We start from the raw sequence: 19,501 nt of genomic DNA on the forward strand, positions 1-19,501 counted from the left end.
CGCGCGGGCGCCGAAGGGGGAAGGGGGTCAGCTATAGCGCGCGCGCAGGCGCGGGAGGATCTCCGACCCGTACATGCGGAGGAACTCCGCCTGGTCCTCACCCGGGTCGTGGAAGACGAGGTGACGGAAGCCGAGGTCGATGTACCGGGCGATCCGGTCGACGTGCTCCTCGGGGTCGGTGGAGACGATGAAGCGGGATGCGGCGCGCTCGATGGGCAGCGCGTCGGCCAGGCGCTGCATCTCGATGGGGTCGTGCACGCCCATCTTCTCCTCGGACGAGAGCGCGAGCGGCGCCCAGAAGCGGCACTTGTTCAGCGCCGTGTCGGCGTCGGGGTGGTACGAGACCTTCACCTCGATCATCGTGTCGATCGCGTTCTCGGCGCGGCCGGCCTTGCGCAAGCCCTCGTGCAGGGCCGGCAGCAGTGTGTCGGTGTACAGCTCGGGCGCCTTGCCGCTCGTGGTGATGTACCCGTCGGCGATGCGGCCGGCCAGCCTCGTGGCGGCGGGTCCGGACGCACCGATGTAGATCGGCACCTTCTCGTCGGCGGCGGGACGGTCGTAGATCGTGGCATCCTTCACCGAGTAGTAGGTGCCCTCGAAGGTGACGCGTTCGCCGTCCCACAGCTTCTCGATGAGCGTGATCGCCTCCTTCAGGCGCTGGAACCGCTCCGGCGGCTCCGGCCAGTCGAGGCCCAGGGTCACCTCGTTGAGCGCTTCACCGGTCCCCACGCCCAGGATGACGCGGCCGGGGTACATGACGCCGAGCGTCGCGAACGCCTGCGCGATGACGCCGGGGTGGTAGCGGAAGGTCGGCGTGAGCACCGAGGTGCCCATGACGATCCGCGACGTGCGGGAACCGAGCGCCCCGAGCCACGGCAGCGCCGCCGGAGCGTGCCCGCCGTCGTGCATCCACGGCTGGAAGTGGTCGGAGAGGAAGACCGAGTCGAACCCCATCTCCTCCGCCAGCACCCCGAACTCCAGCAGTTCGGTCGGGCCGAACTGCTCGCTCGAGGCCTTGTAGCCGAATCGCAGCGGTACCGTCATGATTCCTCTCCCCTCGCCCCGCGGACGGGGGCGTGCTCCATCTCGAACTCCGACCCGTCTGCGGCGGCGAGGCGCTCGCGGAAGGCCTGCACGGTTCCCGGCCACAGCAGGGTGAGACGCCCCGAGCGGGCGTCGACGTACCAGTTGCGGCATCCGCCGGTGACCCACGGTGTGGATGCGGCGGCCTCGACGATCTCGCGGGTGTAGGCCTCCTCGGCCTCGCGCCGGGTGCGGAGGACGGAGCCGGGGCGGCGATCGCGCAGGGCGAGGGCGCGCACGGCGTACGCCGCCTGCTCCTCGACCATGAGCACCGAGGAGTTGTGGCCGAGGCTCGCGTTGGGGCCGTTCAGCACGAACATGTTCGGGAACCCCGACACCACCGTCGAGGCGAACGACGTCATACCGCTCGACCAGTGCTCGGCGAGCGTCCGGTCGCCTTCCCCGCGGACGAGATCGGCGTACGGCTGCTGCGACGCGGCGAATCCGGTGGCGAGGATCAGCACGTCCGCCTCCACGCGCGTCCCGTTCGCGGAGACGAGCGTCGAACCCTCCACCGCCGCCAGCGCGGACGGCTCCAGGGTGACCGCATCCGAGGTAACGGCGGGGTAGAAGTCGTCCGAGAGCAGCACGCGCTTGCACCCGAACGCGTAGTCGGGCGTGAGCGCTGCCCGCAGCGCCGGGTCGGCGACCTGGGACTCGAGGTGCGCCAGCGCGATCTCCCGCGCCGCGGCGGCGGCACCGGCGTCGCCCGAGCGCGAGGCGAAGCGCGCCTCGCCCTCTGCGTACAGCTCGGCGCGGAGGCGGGCCAGCTCGCCGGGGTGCTCGGCGAAGCGGCGCTGCTCGTCCGCCGTGTATGTGGATTCGCCGCGCGGGACGATCCACGCCGGGGTCCGCTGGAACAGCGTCACCGCACCGGCGACCCGCGCCAGCTGGGGAACGAGCTGCACGGCGCTGGCGCCGGTGCCCACCACCGCGACCCTGCGGCCGGCGACCTGCACGTCGTGGTCCCATCGTGCGGAGTGGAAGATCGGGCCAGGGAAGGTCTCCAGCCCCGCGATCGCGGGGACGTCGGGTTCGGTGAGGCGTCCGCACGCGAGTACGAGGGTGTCGGCGACGACCGGCTCGCCGCCCGTGCGGATGCGCCACACCGCCGCATCGGCGTCCCACTCGGCGCCGAGCATCGGGGTGCGCAGCCGCACGCGGTCGCCGAGCCCCTCGGTCTCGGCGACGCGGGAGAGGTAGCGGTGGATCTCCGGGCCCGGCGCGAATGTCGCCGACCAGTGCGGGTTGGGGTGGGCGGCGAAGCCGTACAGGTGCGAGGGCACGTCGCACGCGACGCCGGGGTAGGTGTTGTCGCGCCACGTGCCGCCGACGGATGCTCCGCGCTCGAGCACGACGAAGTCGTCCCGCCCTGCGCGGCGCAGCGCCATCGCCATCCCGAGCCCGGCGAATCCCGCGCCGATGATCGCCACCGATGTGCGGGTCATCGCGGAGCCTGCCGGAGCGTGCGGTAGTCGGTGGTGCGCTGGCGGAACGGGCGGAAGAGGCGCGCGGCGATGCGCTCCGCATCCGCGACCGGCAATTCGAGCCCCTGCTCGATGCCCGTGTCGGGCAGGACGCGGCCGTCCAGGAGCGAGCCGCCGAGGTCGTCGCCGCCGGCGCGCAGCAGCTCGGACGCGACGCCGCGGCCGACGCGCGTCCAGGGGATCTGGATGTGCGGGATGCTGCCGGAGAGCAGAAGCCGTGACACCGCGACCATCGCCCGGTGCTCGTCGGAGCGAGGGCGACCCGGAACCAGGGGCGTGCCGTATCCCGGCAGCGGGATGGGGACGAACTCGGTGAAGCCGCCCGTGGAGTCCTGGATGCCGCGGAGGGCGCGGAGGTGCGCGATGCGCTCCCGCGCCGTCTCGACGTGCCCGTAGAACAGCACCGACGTCGAGCGGAAACCCGCGCGATGGGCCGCGGTGATGCCCTCGATCCAGCGATCGATTTCGAGGTCGCCCGGCGCGACGAGGGCGCGCACGCGTTCGCTGAGCACCTTCACGCCGGTGCCCGGCACGGTGTCGACGCCGGCGGCTCGCAGGGCGCCGAGCGCGCCTCCCAGTCCCAGACCCGCGCGCTCGGCGAGGTCCCACACGTCCTGCGGACGGTAGGCGTGCACGTGCAGGTCGCCGGCGGCGCCCTTGGCGGCACGCACGATCTCCAGGTAGGCCTGCGGATCCTCCTCGTCGGGCAACCGGCCCTGGATGCACAGTTCGGTCGCGCCGAGGCGCGCGGCGTCGGCGGCGATGGCCGCGGCATCGGCGAGCCCGAAGGTGCCCGCCCCGTCCCGCCCCGCCGCGCGGTAGCCCGTGGAGGTGAGGTTGCGGTTGATGACGAGGCTCACGGTCTCCCCGACGGTGTACCGGCGTACGTCGTCGGCGGTGGCGGTGAGGGCGCCGAGGTCGGAGCCGGTGGCGCGCAGCAGCGTCTCCCACTCGGCGTCGTCGAGGGCGAGCGGGTCGCCGGCCGCGCGCTCGACCAGCCGCCGCACTTCGCTCAGCTGCGCAGAATTCAGGAGATCCGGGGCATCCGGGGCCGTTGCGGCGCCTCCGCTCGGCGTGTCTCCTGAGTTTTGAACGGGGGGAAGCGGCGACGGGCGCACATCGACCGCAAGACCGTCGGCGTCGGCCAGGGCCGACACGGCCGGGTGCAGCGCAGGGTCGATCCACTCCGCGGCGTCTCGCACGAACTCCGGATGCGCCGTCAGCCGCTCGCGCAGCGCGTAGCCGGCGTGGGCGGTGAGCCGGGCGAGCTCGTCGATCTGCGGCCACGGGCGCTCGGGGTTCACGTGATCGGCGGTCAGCGGCGACACCCCGCCCCAGTCGTCGGCGCCGGCGCGGATGAGGAGATCGAACTCCGCCGGATCGGAGAGGTTCGGCGGAACCTGGATGCGCATGCGCGGCCCGAACACGAGCCGGGCCGCGGCCACGGCGGCGACGTATTCGCGCAGGTCGGCGTCGGCCACCCCCTGCATCGCGGTGTGCGGCTTCGCCCGGAAGTTCTGGACGATCACCTCCTGCACGTGGCCGTACCGCTCGTGGAGGTCTCGGAGGGCGATGAGCGACTCGGCGCGGTCGCGCAGCGTCTCCCCGATGCCGACGAGGATGCCGGTGGTGAACGGGATCCGCAGCCGCCCGGCGTTCTCGATCACCGCGAGACGGAGCGCGGGGTCCTTGTCGGGCGAGCCGAAGTGCACTTGGCCGGGCTCGAGGAACAGCCGCGTCGACGTCGTCTCGAGCATCATGCCCATCGAGGGTGCGGTGGGGCGCAGCACCCGCAGTTCCTCGGCGCTCATGACGCCGGGGTTCAGATGCGCGAGCATCCCGGTCTCGGCGGTGATGAGTCGCGCGATGGCCCCGACGTACTCGAGCGTCGAGGCATAGCCGTGCTCGTCGAGCCATGCGCGGGCCTCGGGCCAGCGGTCCTCCGGCCGGTCGCCGAGGGTCAGCAGCGCCTCCTTGCACCCGAGCGCCTGCCCCTGGCGGACGACGGCGAGCACCTGCTCGGGCGACATGTACGCCGGCTTGTTCTTCTTGAGCAGTTGACCGGGGGTGTCGACGAAGACGCAGTAGTGGCAGCGGTCGCGGCAGAGGGTCGTCAACGGGACGAACACCTTGCGCGAGTACGTGAGCACCGCGGGCCGGCCGGCGTGGACCAGCCCCGCGTCGCGCACGGCGGCCGCAGCATCCAGCAGCGCCTCGAGGTCGTGATCGGTCGCCGCCAGCAGCACCTCGGTGTCGTCCGCATCCAGCGGTGCTCCCGCCGCCGCCCGCGCGAGCACATCGCGGACGGCGGTCTGAGGCAGGCCCCGGGGTGTCACCTGCGGCTCGACGCTGCCGGTGGTCATGCCTTCAGGCTATCCCGATCGGTCGGGGCGGGCTCCGTGGAAGCGGGGGGTTGACGCTCGCGTCCGCGTCGGATCGTTGCCGACCTGTGAGCATCCGCGCACATGGTGGTCCGGCGCCGCTGGCAGACTGTCTGCATGGTGACGCTGCTGCTGGACTCGACGCAGCTCGAGGTCGTGCTCTCGACCGTCGAGCGTGCGCTGTCGTTCCGCCGGCGCAACATCGTCGTGCCGCGTGAGCAGATGGTGAAGGCGCAGCTGACCGACGATGCGTGGACGTGGCTGCGCGGCGTGCCCAGCCCCGGCACCTACCTGCCGTCGGCGGTCGCGATGGGGTCGTGGAAGTCGGCCTTCGGGGTGGATTTCGCCCTCATCCGCCGTCGCCGCCCCGGCGTGGTGATCGACCTGTCCGGCCACGAGGAGTTCGAACGGCTCATCCTGACGACCCGGCACGGTGTGGCGCTGATGCGTGCGCTGCGGCTGGAGGTCGCCGACGAGCCCGAAGACGTCGCCGTGCTGGCCCAGCGCGTGAAGGGCAAGCCGAAGGTGCGTCCGCGCCGCCCGATCGTGGCCCCCGGCGTCAGTTGACGTCGCGCCGCCAGCTGGTGAACTGTCCCAGGACGACGAACACCAGCGCGTAGGCGAGCAGCACCAGGCCGCCGCCCCACCACGACAGCGGATCAGTCGCCGTGGGCATGCCGAGCGAGAACGCACTGGCTCCCACGAGGGCGTCGCCGGCGGCCCCCGGGAGCGCGTTGATCACCGGCTGGAGGCCTTCGACGAATCCGCCGGCCAGGCGCACGAGCGGTTCGATGAACTGCGTGAAGGCCAGCACGATCACGATGGCCACGACCTGGTTGCGCACGACCGACCCCACGCCGATGCCGACGAGGGTCCACAGCACGAAGGCCAGGAGCATCCGCCCGGCCAGCGCCCACGTGTCCGACGACGCCAGGCCGGTCTCCAGGCCGGACGCGGCGAGGATCACGGCGCCCGGGCCGACGGTGGCGACGAGCCCGAGCACGCCGAACACGAGCCCCATCACCACGCCGATGACGACCTTCGCGGCGAGCGCGACACCGCGACGGGGGACGGCGAGGAACGTGGGGGTGAGGGTCTTGTGCCGGAACTCGGTGGTCACCATGAGCGTGCCCACCAGCAGTGGGAAGACGTACCCGAACGAGGTGGCGGTGCTGTAGATCACCGAGGGCAGGGAGTCCGAGGGGACCAGCGGCGTCTCCGTGCCGCCCAGCGCGCCGGTGGCGAGGGAGGTGAGCAACAGGGCGAATCCCGCGGCGGTCAGGCCGACGTAGATCACCAGGACGAGCCCGAGGATCCACCAGATCGCGGTCGTGAACTGCTTCGTGAGCTCGGATCGGCTCGCCGTGACGAGGCTCATCGCTGTCCCCCCTCGGAGTGGTAGCGCTCACGATCGGCGACGTGGTCGTCGTCGCGGGCGGGGAGCACGATGTCGATGACGCCCGTGGCTGCCACGGCGAAGGATGCGGCGGCCGCGGGAGGTTCGTCGCCGCCGCCGTGGGGCGGCTCCGCGTCCGGTTCTGCTTCCGGCGCCGGTTCGGCCTCGGGCTGTGGCTCCGGCTCGATCTCGGCCTGCGCCTCGGGCCTCAACTCGGCGGCCTCGGCTGCCACAGGCGGCGGCACCGCTCCACCGGCGCTCACGTGCACGCGCTCGCCGCTGACGAGTTCGAGGAACACGTCCTCGAGGGTCGCGCCGCGGCGCTGCAGGCTCGACAGTGCGATCCCGGCCGCCTGCGCCACCGCGCCCACCTCGACGGGTTCGGCCGTGCGCACGGTCAGGCCGTTGCGCAGCACCTCGAACGAGTGCCCGGCTGCCGTCAGCGCCGCCTCCAGGGCGGCCCGGTCGGCGGCGTCGACCACGGTGGCCTGATCGGATGCCTCGGCGAGGTCTTCGATGCCGCCCTGGAAGACCAGGCGTCCCTTCGCGATGATCAGCAGCGCGTCCACGGTCTGCTGCACCTCGCCGAGCATGTGGGAGGAGACCAGGACCGTGCGTCCCTCCGCGGCGAGGGCGCGCAGCAGTCCGCGCATCCACCGGATGCCCTCGGGGTCCAGGCCGTTGGACGGCTCGTCCAGGACGAGCACGCCCGGGTCGCCGAGGAGCGCGTACGCGAGCCCCAGCCGCTGGCGCATGCCGAGGGAGAATCCGCCGACCTTGCGGCCCGCGGCATCCGAGAGGCCCACGAGGCCCAGCACCTCGTCGACGCGGGCGCGGGGGATGCCCGCCGCCCGGGCGTACACGAGGAGGTGATTGGCGGCCGTGCGACCGGGATGGAAGCTCGAGGCCTCCAGCACCGCGCCGACGGACTGCAGGGGGGTGGCGAGCTTGGCGTAGGGCACGCCGCCGATCGTCGCGGTGCCCTCGCTCGCACGCACGAGGCCCAGCAGGATGCGCAGGGTCGTGGTCTTCCCGGCGCCGTTGGGGCCGAGGAAGCCGGTGACGAGCCCCGGCTCGACGCGTGCGGACAGATCCGTGACGGCGGTGACGGGGCCGAAGCGCTTGGTGACGCCGGAGAACTCCAGCACCTGTCCTTCGGGCATGCCGAACCTCTCGTCGTTGTGCGATTCCCCCTATCTTCCCGGATATCGCGGGATTACGCGGGAGCTCACGCCGCCCGGACGTGTCGGCCGGTAACGTGGCGGCGTGGGGAACATGACGGATGAGGGGGACGCTGACGTCCTCGTACGAGTCGGCGGCCGTCTCGGACGGCTGACGCTGAACCGCCCGAAAGCGCTCAACGCGCTCAGCCACGCCATGATCCAGCACCTCGCCACCGCGCTGGCCGGATGGCAGGACACCCCCGACGTCGACGCGGTCCTGCTGGACGGGGCCGGCGATCGCGGTTTCTGCGCGGGCGGGGATATCCGGCAGCTGTATGAGCAGATCGTCGCCGGGAACACGGCCGACACGTCCCGGTTCTTCCGGGACGAGTACCGCCTGAACTCCGCGATCGCCACCTCGGTCGTTCCCGTGGTCAGCATCGCCGACGGCATCACGATGGGCGGGGGCATCGGCCTCACCGGTCACGCGGCGCTGCGCGTGGTCACCGAGCGCTCCCGATTGGCGATGCCGGAGACCCGCATCGGGTTCACCCCCGACGTCGGCGGATCCTGGCTCCTCGCCCGCGCCCCCGGCCGTCTCGGGGAGTACCTCGCCCTCACCGGGGCGTCGATGGATGCGGCCGACGCGATCTACGCCGGCTTCGCCGACCACCTCGTGCCCACCACGCGCCTGGGGGCGCTGCGCGACGCGCTCGGGGCGGACGCGGACGGCACCGACCCCGCCGAGCTCGTCCTGCTCTTCGATGACACACCGCGCCCGTCCGGTCTCGCCCAGGCGCGCGAGTGGATCGACGACGCGTTCGCCGGCAGCACGGTGGCCGAGATCGTCGGCCGCCTCCGGGCCAGGTCTGAGCCCGAGGCCGCCGCGGCGGCCGATACGCTCGCCGCGCTGTCGCCCACCTCGCTCGCCGTGACCCTGCAGGCCGTCCGCCGCGCGCGGGAGCTGCCCGATCTCCGGGCGGCGCTGGCGCAGGAGTACGCCCTGGTGATGTGGTTCGTCACGACGCAGCCCGATCTGGTCGAGGGCATCCGCGCGCAGGTGGTCGACAAGGACCGCTCACCCCGCTGGCAGAGCGAGGCGTCGCCGGATTCGGTGGCGGAGGCGTTCGCCCACGCGCCCGCCCTGCCCCTGTGGGAGTCGTGAGCCGGCGCACGCAGTGGGCGCGCCCAGAGCGAACGGACAGCCGACCCACATCCGCTGCGGATTAGCCTGACAGACGTGTTCGACAGTCCCGTATCCGCGTCGGCGTACGAGGTGCTCGGCGTGGGAGCCGAGGCCGACGACGAGGCGCTCCGCCGCGCGTACCGTCTCCGCCTCCGGCAGAGCCACCCCGACGCGGGGGGCGACGCGGCCGTGTTCATCCAGGTGCAGCGGGCGTGGGAGCTGATCGGCACCCCCGAGGCCCGCGCGGCGTACGACCGCGGCCGGGGATCCTCGAGCGCGGAGTGGGCCGGGCCGCAGGCGCCCGCGTCCCCGCGGCCCGACACCCGCCCGCGGGCCCGCTCCTACGGCCAGCCCGGCGGCTGGCGCCGCGAGCGGTACCTGACGCTGATCCGCGAGTGGGTCGGACGCGGCGTGGACCTCGCTGACCCGTACGATCCGCAGCTCGTCCGCTCCGCCCCGCACGACCTGCGGCGCCTCCTCGCCGATGCGCTCGCCGAAGAGGCCACGGCCCGCGTCGTGGCCGACCTGGGGATGGGGTACACCGTGTGGCATGACGTCGCCGCATCCCGCGACGGCGTTCCCGACGACAAGATCGACCACGTCGTGCTCGGGCCCAGCGGCCTGTACGCCGTGCTCTCGGAGGACTTCGGAGGCCCCGTGGGCTTCCGCCGCGGCGAGATCGTCGGGCCCCACGTCGTCGGAGCCCCGGTCACCGGCCTGGTCAGCAGGCTGCGCGTTATCGCACGGTCGGCCGGCGTGCGCTTCAGCGGCGCCATCGTCGTCCTGCCCGACGGCGACACCCTCGACGCGATCACCCAGCTCGGGAAGGTCCGCGGCACCCCGGTGGCCGTCGCCGCCCGCAGTGCGCTGTCCACGGTGCTGCGGCAGGGGGTCGCCGGCGCCCGCGAGATCGGCGGGACGGAGCTGTTCGACATCCGCACCCGGCTGCAGCAGCGCGTACGGCACGTCTGAATTCCGCCCGTGCGGGTTAGCGTGGGGGCGTGGATCCCCTTCTCGCGACGCTCCTGATCCTCGCCGCGGCGATCCTGGCCTTTTTGTCGGGACGCATCCCGCTGGAGGTCATCGCCATCGGCGTCGCGCTGGCACTGTGGGCCACCGGGGTGCTCACCCTCCCGGAGGTGCTCGCAGGCTTCGGGGACCCCACGGTGCTGTTCATCGCGAGCCTGTTCGTGGTGGCGGGGGCACTGGATGCCACGGGCGTGACGCGCTGGGCGGGGGGCTTCATCGTGGCGCGGGCCGGCAGCCGGCGGGGGCCGGTGACGATCTGGATCATCGGGGTCGCCGCCCTGCTGACCTCGCTGATCAGCATCAACGGGGCGGTGGCCGCGCTCGTGCCGGTGGCCGCCGTCGTCGCGCGGCGGTCGGGCATCCCGGTGTCGCAGCTGATGATCCCGCTGGCCTTCGCAGGATCGGCCGGATCGCTGCTCACCCTCACCGGCACACCCGTGAACGTCGTGGCCTCCGAACTCGCCGAGGAGGCGGTCGGGCGTCCGATCGGCTTCGTCGAGTTCGCCCTCGTGGGCGGGCCGCTCCTGATCGTCAGCGCACTGGTCATGCTCGTGTGGGCTCCCCGCGCCCTCCCCGCCCACGGCCCGGGACCGCACGTCCCGCTCACCGAGCGTGAGGAGGAGAACCTCGCGCTGGTCCCGGAGACCGTGCGCACGGGTGCCACCCGCGTGCCCCGCGCCGCCGGCGGCCTCGGACGCGGCGCACGGCGCACGCTGATCATCGCGGGTGTCATGGTCGTGCTGCTGGCCACGGGGCTCGTTCCGCCGGCGGTGGCCGGCCTGCTCGCCGCCGCGGCCATCTTGCTCACGCGCGTGCTGCCCGCCGATGAGGCCTACCACAGCATCTCGTGGACGACGATCATCCTCATCGCGGGCATGATCCCGTTGTCCAACGCCGTCCTGGACAGCGGCGCCGCCGACGCGCTCGCCGACCTCGTGCTGGGGCTGGTGGGGACCGCCTCGCCCCACCTGGCGCTGCTGGTGGTGTGCCTGGTCACGGTCGTCCTGGGACAGTTCATCTCCAACGTGGCGACCGTGCTGGTGGTCGCGCCGGTGGCCGTCTCCATCGCCGCGACGCTGGAGGTCAGCGCCCTGCCGTTCATCGTGGGCCTGGCGGTGGCCGGGGCCGCCGCGTTCCTGACCCCCGTCGCCACGCCCGCGAACCTCATGGTGCTGGAGCCGGGCGGCTACCGATTCGGCGACTACTGGCGGCTCGGGCTGCCCCTGGCTGTGGTGTTCGTGGCCTTCGCGGTGCTCTACGTGCCCCTCATCTGGCCCTTCTGAGGCCGCGTCAGCCGTTCAGGCCCAGCAGGTCCAGCGGATGGGTCAGCCGCCACCAGGCGGTCGGTCCCTCCAGATCCGAGGCCAGCTGCAGCTCGACCGTCGTGCTGTCCAGCGGCCCCGCCACCGACAGCGTGCCCACGGCGTCGCCCTCGCTCTCCCGGTCGCCGAGGTCGAACTCGGACGCGGCCGTGGCGGCGATGCCGTTCCACAGGATCACCGAGGCATCCGATGCGGTGACCACATCCGAGGATTCGCCCCAGCGGGTCATCACCCGGCCGGCGACCGTGCCGGCCGTCACCGACGGACGCAGTCGCAGCTCGTCCTCCACCTGCGTGAACAGCGCACGCGTCGCGTCGTCGCGCGCCGTGGTGTCGGGCTGCCCCAGCACGGCGGCGTACAGGCGCACTGTCGTCTCGCCCAGGACGACGTCCTTGGCCGAGAGGAGGTTGTAGGAATCCAGCGTGCCGGTCTTGATGCCGACCATCCCGGGGTCCAGGAGAAGCGGGTTGGAGTTGGTCACGCTTCCCGCCCCCGGCAGTTCGACGGACTGCTTCCGCACGATCTCGGAGATCACGGGGTGGCGCATCGCCCGGGCGGCCAGGGTCAGCAGCGCCTCCGGGCTGGCGGTGTTCCCCGCCTCGATGCCGGTGGGGTCGACGATCGTGATGCCGGGGATGCCCTGCGTGGCCAGCCACGAGCGGGCGGCCGCGCCGAACACCTCGTCCGAGGGCCAGAGATCGGCCGCGAGGCGGTCGGCGTAGTTGTTGGCCGAGCCGATGAGCATCCCCTCGAGCATCTGGTACTGCGTGAGGCTGCCGCCCACGGGCACATCCAGCGCCGACTCGCCGTTCGCGCGGTACTGCCAGTACCGCGCACGGTCGGCCGCGGAGAACCGGTACTCGGGGCCGCTCTCACCCACCGCCAGCGGCATCCGATCCAGCACCAGCAGCGCCGTGACGACCTTCGTGATGCTGGCGATGGATACCGCGTCCCCGCTGGAGGCCTGCGCCCCGTCGATACCGGCCACCGAGATCGCCGCGCTGCCCTGCCCGGGCCAGGCGGGGGCTGCGGCGGGGGCGGGGGCCGTCTGCACCGCGACGGCTTCGATGCGGGGCGGGATCGCGTGCAGCGGCCACAGCAGCGTGATCGCGGCGTACGCCATCGTGACCAGGACCAGGAATGCGGTGGGGACGAGAACGCCCGGGCGCCAGGGTGAGCGCCGGCGGACGCCGGCGAGCAGGTCCGGTGCGGAATCCGGTGCGCTCTCCGCCGGCCCGGTCACCGGGGCCGGCAGGGTGATGCGCTCCTCGTCCACCCAGCCCAGCGCCACCGGCCCGGAGGTCTCCGCCGCGACCGGCGGGTCGGCCGGCTGCTGCAGCACGAGCACGCCCGGATCCGCGTCCTCCTCCGGGGCCACGTCTGCGTCGGCGGCCGCGTCCGGGGCCGCGCCGTCGGCGTCCGGGGCGGCGCCGTCGGCGTCCCCGTCGCCACGCCGCAGCGCCCGCCGGGTCGGGGGAGGCGCGTCCGTGGTCACCCGGCTAATTTAGCCTCCCTCGGCGCTATACTCGGGCGCGACAACCACGGGAGTCCGGTGAGCCGGGCTGAGAGGAAGCGATCCACGCTTCGACCGTCGAACCTGATCTGGGTCATGCCAGCGCAGGGAGGAGCGAAATGAACATTTCCACGTCCACATCCGCGCCCACCGGAACCGCCACCGGGACGCACCGCTTCCGCTGGCGCGTCATCGACATCGTCGTGGCGAGCGTCCTCGGCGTCGCGTCGGGCCTCATCTTCCTGCTCTGGAACATCGGGTACCTCGGCCCCAAAGCGCTGCTCGAACCGCTCCTGCCCGGCGTGCAGGGCCTTCTCGACGGGCCCTGGCTGCTCGCCGGTGTGCTCGGGGCACTCATCATCCGCAAACCCGGCGCGGCGATCTACACCGAGACCCTCGCCGCGGTCGTGTCCGCGCTGATGGGCAACCAGTGGGGCGGCTTCCTCACGATCGAGGCGGGCCTGGTCCAGGGACTCGGCGCCGAACTGGTGTTCCTGCTGTTCTTCTACCGCCGCTGGAACCTCGGCGTCGCGGTGCTCGCCGGCGTCGGCGCAGCCCTCGCGGGCGGGATCAACAACCTCGTGTTGTGGTACGCCGGCGCCGACACCGCGTTCACCGTCGTCTACCTCGTCAGTACGGCCGTTTCCGGTGCCGTGCTCGCCGCCGGCCTCGCGTGGCTGCTGGCCCGGGGGCTGGCCGCCACCGGCGCGCTGGACCGCTTCGCCGCGGGCCGATCCGCCCGCGTGCGCGTCTGAGCCCGGTGGAGCGGCCGGCAGAGGTCGTCGCCCGCGGTTGGGGCTGGCGGCACGCCTCGCGTCGGGCGTGGGCGCTGCGCGAGGTCTCGCTGCGCATCGCGCCGGGGGAGCGTGTGCTGCTCCTCGGCATCTCCGGCTCGGGCAAGTCCACGCTGCTCGCGGGGCTGGCCGGCGTGCTCGGCGGCGAGGAGGAGGGCGAATCCCGTGGCGAGCTGCTGCTGGACGGCGTTCCGGCGGTGCGTCTGCGCGGACGCGCGGGACTGGTGCTGCAGGATCCGGATTCGCAGGTGATCCTCGCCCGCGTCGGCGACGACGTCGCGTTCGGATGCGAGAACCTCGGAGTCCCGCGCGACGAGATCTGGCCGCGCGTGACGGCGGCGCTGGATGCGGTGGGCCTGGACGTTCCGCTGCAGCGCCCGACCAAGGCGCTCTCCGGCGGGCAGAAGCAGCGGCTGGCGCTGGCCGGAGCCATCGCGATGCGGCCAGGCCTGCTCCTGCTGGACGAGCCGACCGCGAACCTCGACCCCGCCGGTGTGGCCGAAGTGCGCGCCGCCGTCGACCGGAGCCTCGCGGCCCACCCGGCGACGCTCGTCGTCGTGGAGCATCGCGTGGACGTGTGGCTGCCGATCGTGGACCGCGTGATCGTCCTCGGCGACGGCGGCGTGATCGCCGACGGATCGCCCGAGCGCGTGCTCGCCGACGAGGGCGAGTCGCTGGCCCAAGCGGGCGTGTGGGTCCCCGGCATCCCGCCGGCCCACCCCGCGCCGCCGAAGGCTGCGCCCGGGCCCGCCCTGCTGACCGCGCGCGATCTGAGTGTCGAACGGGTGCGCAGGCAACCGGTCGCGAGCGGGATCGATCTGGCGGTGGAGGCGGGAGCGGCGCTGGCCATCACCGGGCCCAACGGCGCCGGCAAGTCCACTCTCGGGCTCACCCTGGCAGGGCTCCTGCCGTCCGCGTCGGGCGAGCTGGCCGCATCCGCCGCCCTCGCCGACGGTGCCGGCGCGTCGCCCATCCGCTGGACGTCGCGGCAGCTCCTGACGCGGATCGGCACGGTGTTCCAAGACCCCGAGCACCAGCTGCTCACCCGCACCGTCCGGGACGAACTGGAGGTCGGACCCGCCGCGCTCGGCACCGTCGACGCACGCCGCATCGACGAGCTCCTCGAGCGGCTGCGCCTGTCCGCCCTCGCGGCGGCGAACCCGTACACGCTGTCGGGCGGCGAGAAGCGGCGGCTCACCGTCGCTGCGGCGCTCGCCACTCGCCCGAGCGTGCTCGTGCTGGATGAACCCACCTTCGGGCAGGACGCCCGCACATGGGCAGAGCTCGTCGCCCTCCTGGCCGAGGTGCGCGACGACGGCGTGGCACTGGTCACCGTCACCCACGACGAAGACGTCGTGACGGCACTGCATGCCCGTCGGTTCGCCCTGGCCGGAGCGCTGCGGTGACCCTCCTGGACGCCACCGCGCGCACGGGCGCGGTCGCGCGGCTCAATCCGCTGTCCAAGCTCGCCGCCAGCGCGCTCATCGCCCTGCCGTTGATCTTGACGCTGGATGCCGTGTCAGCGGGTGTCGCGCTGGCGCTGGAATGCCTGCTCCTGCCGTTCGCGGGGCTGCGATGGCGCGAGTTCTGGCTGCGCACGTGGCCGGTGTGGGTGGCCGCGCCCCTCACGGCCGTCACGATCGCGCTCTACGGCGAGGCGTCCGGCCGGGTCTACGTCGAATGGCTCCTGCTGCGCGTGAGCGACGGCTCCCTCGAACTCGCGCTCGCGACCCTGCTGCGCGTGCTGGCGATCGCGCTGCCCTCCGTCGTGCTGTTCGTCACCGTCGACCCCGCCGATCTGGCCGACGGGCTCGCGCAGATCCTGCGGCTGCCGGCCCGGTTCGTGCTCGGCGCGCTCGCGGGCCTGCGGATGGTCGGGCTGTTCCTGGACGACTGGCGCGCCCTCGAGCTCGCGCGGCGGGCGCGCGGCGTCGCCGACCGGGGCCGCATCCGCCGGTTCGCGGGCATGGCCTTCGCACTCCTGGTCCTCTCCATCCGGCGCGGCTCGAAGCTCGCCACGGCGATGGAGGCGCGCGGCTTCGGCGCACCCGGTCGGCGCACATGGGCGCGGGAATCGCACTTCGGCCCCGGTGACATCGCGCTCGTCGCCGTCGGAGCCGCGATCTCGGCCGTCGCGGTGCTCGCGGCCGTGCTCACGGGTGCGTGGAACTTCATCCTCGGCCCGTCCTGACCCGGGCAGGCCTCGGCCTCACGTGGCGTTCCACAGGGCCTGGTAGTACGCGAGGCGCTCGCGATCCGGGCTGATGCCATAGGCCTCCACCAGGGCGTCGTGCCAGCCGGGACCGTAATTCCACTCCGTGCTCATGGCGGCCACGGCGATGTCGGCCCACCGGTCGGCGACCCCGAGGGCGCCCAGGTCGACGTGCCCGCTCCACGCGCCGTCGTCTCCGACGAGCGTGTTCGGTGCGCACGCATCGCCGTGGCACACCACGAGCCGGTCGATCGGCGGAGGTTCGCGCAGCGCCGCCGGGAGGATGATGCCGCGCCCGGCCGCGTTCGCCACGCGGGTGGGAACGGTCCAGTCGAACGGGCATTCGTCGACGGGAAGAGCCTCGTGCAGCGCCCGCAGCCCCCGCCCGATCGCCCGCACCGCCGTCGCCGGCTCGGCCGTCCACCGCGGGTCGACGGCCGAGAGGCCGGGAAGGCCCGAGGTGACGAGCCACTCGTGCGCGTCGTCGGCACCCACGGCGAGCACCCTCGGCACCGGCGTGTAGGCCGATGCCCACTTCATCCGTTCGGCCTCCGCCGCCATCGACGTCTCGGCGTTGAGGGGGCCGTACTTGATGTACCGGACGCCCTCGACCCCACTCGCGCGGAACGTCAATCCGCCGATCTCGTTCTCCCACACCGGGTCCAGCGCCGCGCCCTCGGCGAGGTCGCGCACATGTGCGGGCACCGGCGTAGTGGTGGGCGGGGCGAAGGCCTGCTGCCACGTCTCCCGTGCGTCCGGGTTCATCGCTCCATCATCCCGTGTCGCCGTACCCCTGGTCTCGACCGCAGCAAGGCTCTAGGGTCCGCACATGGGCGTGGGGACCCGCGACAACCTCCGCGACGCCGCGGAGGCTTTTTCGAGCAATTGGCGCAATCGGAATCTGCGGCGCGCGCAGTTGGGGTTCCTCGGCGCGTGGACAGCGGAATGGGCCTTCACGGTGGGCCTCGGCATCGTGGCGTACGTGGATGGGGGCGCGCTGGCCGTCGGACTCGTCGGCCTCCTGCGGATGCTGCCGTCAGCGGTGCTCGCGCCCCTCCTGTCGCCGTTCGCCGACCGCGGCAGGCGTGAGCGGGTGCTCGTGATCGTCTCGCTGCTGCGCGGCGCGGCGACAGGGGGCGCGGCGGCCGTTGTCGCCCTCTCCGGACCGGTGGTCGTCGTCTATGTCCTCGCCGTCGTCTCGACCATCGCCGCCACGCTGTTCCGGCCCGCGCATTCCGCCCTCCTTCCCGCCCTGAGTCGCACCGGCCACGAGCTCGCCAGTGCCAACGTGGTCCGCGGCCTGCTCGACTCCGTGGCGACGCTGATCGGACCCCTCCTCGCCGCCCTCCTCCTCGCCTTCGCCGACGTGTCGGCCGTCTTCGCCGTGGCCGCCGCGGCCTCGTTGTGGGCGGCGCTTCTGCTCTCGCGCGTGCGGTACGAGACTGCTCCGCGACCCGCCGCTCCGCGGCGGAACCTGCTCACCGAGGCGGCCGAGGGACTGCGTGCGGTGCTGCGCAACGGCGGTCTGCGTCTCATCCTGGGTCTGGCCGCGGCGCAGTCGCTCACGCGGGGAGCCCTGACGGTGTTCTCGGTCGTCGTGGCGATCGAGCTGCTCGGCATCGGAGAGTCCGGCGCCGGGACGCTCATGGCCGCGGTCGGAGTCGGCGCGGTCGCGGGGTCCCCCGCCGCATCCCTGCTGGTGGGCACCGCTCGGCTGGGTGGCTGGTTCGCGGTGGGTGTGGCTCTATGGGGACTGCCGCTCGCCCTCATCGGCCTGTTCCCCGGGGAGGCCGCCGCGCTTGTGCTGCTCGCTCTCGTGGGCGTCGGCAACGCGCTGATCGACCTCGCCGGATTCACCCTGATCGGGCGCCTCACTCCCGACGATGTGATGGCCCGGGTCTTCGGAGTCCTGGAAAGCCTCGTCGCCGTGTCGATCGGGGTGGGCTCCATCCTCGCCTCCGCGCTGATCGCGTGGCTGGGTCTGCAAGGGGCGCTCCTGGCGATCGGTGCCCTCTGCCCTGTGCTCGCCGTCCTCGCGTGGCGGCGGCTGCGTTCCCTCGACCGTTCGGTGGGCGACCTCGACGAGGACGTGGAGCTGCTCCAGCAGGTGCCGATGCTCCGCCCGCTTCCGCTGCCCGCGATCGAGCAGATCGCCCGCGCGATGGAGCCGGTCGACCTGCCCGAAGGTGCGACGGTGTTCCTGCAGGGCGACATCGGCGATCGGTACTACGTGATCCGGGCGGGCTCCGTGGACGTCGTGGGAGACGGGCGGGTGGTGGCGACACTGCGTCGAGGCGACGGCTTCGGTGAGATCGCGCTTCTGCGCCGAACCCGACGCACGGCCACCGTCGTCGCCCGCGAGCCGGTGCGTCTGTCGTCCCTGACATCGGAACGCTTCGGCGGGATCGTGCTCGGTTACGGTCCCAGCGCGGCAGCGGCAACCGAGGACGTCGACGGACGATTGGCCCGGTTCACCCCTGTCGGACCGCCCGAGGCCCCCGTCGTCGAAGAGCCGTCCCCACCCGAATCCGAGGAGCGAAACTCGTGACCACTGCACGCACGGCGTTGCTGATCGCCGATATCGGCGGATACACCGACTACATGGGCGCGCATCGGATGACCCTGGCGCACGCCGAGGTCAATACCGCGCGCATGCTCGAGAGCATGATCCGCGCGGCGCCCGACTTCGATCTCATCGAGATCGAGGGCGACGCCGCGTTCCTGGCTCGTCGCACGAGTCCCGCAGAGCCGGACGGCACTCTCTCGAATCTGCTGGCTGTCGCGGTGGCGATGCATCGGGCCTTCCATGACGAACGCGCCTATGTCGTGGCCAACCTGTGCCCGTGCGGGGGATGCCGGCAGGCGCGCGACCTCACGCTGAAGTTCGTCGCCCACGTGGGCGATGTCGCCACGCAGAGCATCCGGGGCCGGACCAAGCTCGTCGGCATCGACGTCATCCTCGTCCACCGCTTGCTGAAGAACGATGTGACGATCCCCGAGTACGTGCTCCTCACGGATGAGCTCTTCCGCACGGATGAGACGGCGCTCGGGGAGACTCGGCAGGAGATCGCCGCCGAGCTGGAGGGAATCGGCAGCATCGGCGCGCATTTCGTCGATGTCGGCTCTCTGGATGCGGCACCCCCGCCACCGCGTGCGCTCGGGCTGGGTGCGCGCCTTGCCAGCACCTTCTCCGCCGTGGGGAGGGGGTTGCCCTACATGACCGGCAGGAAGCGGCCACGGCGGGATCGCTGAGGGCGCACCCGAATTCAGGAGAAACGCCGGAATCAGGCGGTTTCGGCGGCGAATCGGCCTGATTTGGGCATATCTCCTGACGTCGGATGCTGCGGGCGACTCAGAGCATGCGCTCGAAGCACAGCGACTCCGACATCGTGGCGACGTACGGCTCGTACACGGGGATCGGGGTGAAGCCGGCGGCGGCGTACAGCCGCACCGACTCCGGCTGCGGCGCGCCGGTCTGCAGGATGACCCGGCGTGCGCCGCCGGCCCGCGCCCGCTGCAGCACGGCATCGGTGAGGGCGCGTCCGATGCCGCGGCGGCGTCCCTCCGGCGGCACGATGAGCCGCTTGAGCTCCCACTCCTCGCGGAGACGCCGGAGCATCACGTGGCCGAGAGCCTCGCCGCCGTCGCCGCCGTCGCTGTCATCGAGGGCGAGGAGGGTCGCCACGACATCGCCGGGATGCACGGCCAGGGCCGCATCGCGGGCCGCCGTGATCTCGGCCGGCTCGCCGGCGACGAGGGGACCGTAGCGGCTCTGCAGCTCTGCGTCCAGAAGCGACCGCAGGCTCACCGCCCGGGGATCGTCCACGGGAACCTCTTCGATGCGCAGCGTCACCTTCCCATCCTGCCCCGGGCACGGCAGGGTGGGTGAGAGGCCCCGAGCCCGCCGCAGGGTCGATCCTCAGTCCCGGCTAGGG

17 protein-coding genes and 1 riboswitch are annotated in these 19,501 nt (G+C 72.7%); of the genes, 9 read left to right on the forward strand and 8 right to left on the reverse strand.

Annotated elements, in window-relative coordinates; genetic code table 11:
• Positions 1-27 precede the first annotated feature (27 nt).
• Genes fgd through cofG form a run of 3 tightly spaced genes read right to left on the reverse strand, consistent with a single transcriptional unit; the run spans position 28 to position 4,933 of the window.
• Positions 28-1,044 (reverse strand): glucose-6-phosphate dehydrogenase (coenzyme-F420), encoded by a 1,017-nt coding sequence (gene fgd / locus E4V99_RS07855; RefSeq protein ID WP_135069853.1) that lies wholly within the window; start codon positions 1,042-1,044, stop codon positions 28-30.
• Positions 1,041-2,531 (reverse strand): NAD(P)/FAD-dependent oxidoreductase, encoded by a 1,491-nt coding sequence (locus tag E4V99_RS07860; RefSeq protein WP_135116859.1) that lies wholly within the window; start codon positions 2,529-2,531, stop codon positions 1,041-1,043. The genes fgd and E4V99_RS07860 overlap by 4 nt, the downstream gene beginning before the upstream one ends.
• The gene (cofG, locus tag E4V99_RS07865; protein ID WP_135116860.1) at positions 2,528-4,933 is read right to left on the reverse strand and encodes a 7,8-didemethyl-8-hydroxy-5-deazariboflavin synthase CofG; all 2,406 of its coding nucleotides are present in this window, start codon (positions 4,931-4,933) and stop codon (positions 2,528-2,530) included. The genes E4V99_RS07860 and cofG overlap by 4 nt, the downstream gene beginning before the upstream one ends.
• A 135-nt stretch (positions 4,934-5,068) precedes the next feature.
• On the opposite strand from cofG, the gene E4V99_RS07870 reads away from it, so the two are divergent.
• Entirely contained in the window at positions 5,069-5,518 is a 450-nt protein-coding gene (locus E4V99_RS07870; RefSeq protein ID WP_240742744.1) for a hypothetical protein, read from the forward strand.
• Here the strand turns inward: E4V99_RS07870 and E4V99_RS07875 are convergent.
• Both E4V99_RS07875 and E4V99_RS07880 read right to left on the reverse strand, forming a co-directional pair.
• The gene (locus tag E4V99_RS07875; protein WP_135069844.1) at positions 5,511-6,329 is read right to left on the reverse strand and encodes an ABC transporter permease; all 819 of its coding nucleotides are present in this window, start codon (positions 6,327-6,329) and stop codon (positions 5,511-5,513) included. The genes E4V99_RS07870 and E4V99_RS07875 overlap by 8 nt on opposite strands.
• A complete protein-coding gene (locus tag E4V99_RS07880; RefSeq protein WP_135069838.1) occupies positions 6,326-7,510 on the reverse strand; it encodes an ABC transporter ATP-binding protein in 1,185 nt (394 codons plus the stop codon). Before E4V99_RS07880 ends, E4V99_RS07875 begins: the two co-directional genes overlap by 4 nt.
• Positions 7,511-7,622: 112 nt before the next feature.
• Here E4V99_RS07880 and E4V99_RS07885 point away from each other — a divergent pair, with 112 nt between their 5' ends.
• The 3 genes from E4V99_RS07885 (at position 7,623) to E4V99_RS07895 (ending at position 11,008) form a co-directional block, all read left to right on the forward strand.
• Positions 7,623-8,675, forward strand: coding sequence for an enoyl-CoA hydratase/isomerase family protein (locus E4V99_RS07885; RefSeq protein ID WP_135071560.1), 1,053 nt, complete (start codon positions 7,623-7,625; stop codon positions 8,673-8,675).
• Between the two features lie 75 nt (positions 8,676-8,750).
• Positions 8,751-9,668: a nuclease-related domain-containing protein gene (locus tag E4V99_RS07890; RefSeq protein ID WP_135116861.1), complete on the forward strand. Its 918-nt coding sequence runs from the start codon at positions 8,751-8,753 to the stop codon at positions 9,666-9,668.
• Positions 9,669-9,697: 29 nt separating this feature from the next.
• On the forward strand, positions 9,698-11,008 hold the full coding sequence (locus E4V99_RS07895; protein WP_135069832.1) for an SLC13 family permease: 1,311 nt from the start codon (positions 9,698-9,700) through the stop codon (positions 11,006-11,008).
• 7 nt (positions 11,009-11,015) lie between these two features.
• On the opposite strand, the gene E4V99_RS07900 is transcribed toward E4V99_RS07895, so the two are convergent.
• Complete coding sequence (locus tag E4V99_RS07900; RefSeq protein WP_245233137.1) at positions 11,016-12,542, reverse strand: D-alanyl-D-alanine carboxypeptidase; 1,527 nt, start codon at positions 12,540-12,542, stop codon at positions 11,016-11,018.
• Between the two features lie 36 nt (positions 12,543-12,578).
• A riboswitch (TPP riboswitch) is annotated at positions 12,579-12,688 on the forward strand.
• On the opposite strand from E4V99_RS07900, the gene E4V99_RS07905 reads away from it, so the two are divergent.
• The 3 genes from E4V99_RS07905 to E4V99_RS07915 all read left to right on the forward strand — a co-directional run bounded on the left by E4V99_RS07905 (position 12,680) and on the right by E4V99_RS07915 (position 15,545).
• Entirely contained in the window at positions 12,680-13,315 is a 636-nt protein-coding gene (locus E4V99_RS07905; RefSeq protein WP_135116862.1) for an ECF transporter S component, read from the forward strand. Its footprint overlaps the riboswitch before it by 9 nt.
• 74 nt (positions 13,316-13,389) lie before the next feature.
• A complete protein-coding gene (locus E4V99_RS07910; protein WP_135071554.1) occupies positions 13,390-14,760 on the forward strand; it encodes an ABC transporter ATP-binding protein in 1,371 nt (456 codons plus the stop codon).
• Positions 14,757-15,545, forward strand: a complete 789-nt coding sequence (locus E4V99_RS07915; protein WP_135116863.1) for an energy-coupling factor transporter transmembrane component T — start codon at positions 14,757-14,759, stop codon at positions 15,543-15,545. The genes E4V99_RS07910 and E4V99_RS07915 overlap by 4 nt, the downstream gene beginning before the upstream one ends.
• Before the next feature lie 18 nt (positions 15,546-15,563).
• Here E4V99_RS07915 and E4V99_RS07920 read toward each other — a convergent pair whose 3' ends face one another.
• Positions 15,564-16,331: an aminoglycoside 3'-phosphotransferase gene (locus E4V99_RS07920; protein ID WP_135116864.1), complete on the reverse strand. Its 768-nt coding sequence runs from the start codon at positions 16,329-16,331 to the stop codon at positions 15,564-15,566.
• Positions 16,332-16,395: 64 nt separating this feature from the next.
• On the opposite strand from E4V99_RS07920, the gene E4V99_RS07925 reads away from it, so the two are divergent.
• The gene (locus tag E4V99_RS07925) at positions 16,396-18,114 is read left to right on the forward strand and encodes an MFS transporter (RefSeq protein WP_135116865.1); all 1,719 of its coding nucleotides are present in this window, start codon (positions 16,396-16,398) and stop codon (positions 18,112-18,114) included.
• A complete protein-coding gene (locus E4V99_RS07930; protein WP_135069815.1) occupies positions 18,111-18,818 on the forward strand; it encodes a DUF2652 domain-containing protein in 708 nt (235 codons plus the stop codon). The genes E4V99_RS07925 and E4V99_RS07930 overlap by 4 nt, the downstream gene beginning before the upstream one ends.
• Positions 18,819-18,918: 100 nt before the next feature.
• On the opposite strand, the gene E4V99_RS07935 is transcribed toward E4V99_RS07930, so the two are convergent.
• Positions 18,919-19,419 (reverse strand): GNAT family N-acetyltransferase, encoded by a 501-nt coding sequence (locus tag E4V99_RS07935; protein WP_135116866.1) that lies wholly within the window; start codon positions 19,417-19,419, stop codon positions 18,919-18,921.
• Positions 19,420-19,501 lie beyond the last annotated feature (82 nt).

It is taken from the genome of Microbacterium sp. dk485 (genome assembly GCF_004570445.1).
Taxonomy (GTDB): Bacteria; Actinomycetota; Actinomycetes; order Actinomycetales; family Microbacteriaceae; genus Microbacterium; species Microbacterium wangchenii.

Coding starts and splice junctions, on each gene's coding strand:
- fgd (WP_135069853.1), bottom strand. CDS start 1,044: ATGACGGTACCGCTGCGATTCGGCTACAAGGCCTCGAGCGAGCAGTTC.
- E4V99_RS07860 (WP_135116859.1), bottom strand. CDS start 2,531: ATGACCCGCACATCGGTGGCGATCATCGGCGCGGGATTCGCCGGGCTC.
- cofG (WP_135116860.1), bottom strand. CDS start 4,933: ATGACCACCGGCAGCGTCGAGCCGCAGGTGACACCCCGGGGCCTGCCT.
- E4V99_RS07870 (WP_240742744.1), top strand. CDS start 5,069: ATGGTGACGCTGCTGCTGGACTCGACGCAGCTCGAGGTCGTGCTCTCG.
- E4V99_RS07875 (WP_135069844.1), bottom strand. CDS start 6,329: ATGAGCCTCGTCACGGCGAGCCGATCCGAGCTCACGAAGCAGTTCACG.
- E4V99_RS07880 (WP_135069838.1), bottom strand. CDS start 7,510: ATGCCCGAAGGACAGGTGCTGGAGTTCTCCGGCGTCACCAAGCGCTTC.
- E4V99_RS07885 (WP_135071560.1), top strand. CDS start 7,623: ATGACGGATGAGGGGGACGCTGACGTCCTCGTACGAGTCGGCGGCCGT.
- E4V99_RS07905 (WP_135116862.1), top strand. CDS start 12,680: ATGAACATTTCCACGTCCACATCCGCGCCCACCGGAACCGCCACCGGG.
- E4V99_RS07920 (WP_135116864.1), bottom strand. CDS start 16,331: ATGAACCCGGACGCACGGGAGACGTGGCAGCAGGCCTTCGCCCCGCCC.
- E4V99_RS07925 (WP_135116865.1), top strand. CDS start 16,396: ATGGGCGTGGGGACCCGCGACAACCTCCGCGACGCCGCGGAGGCTTTT.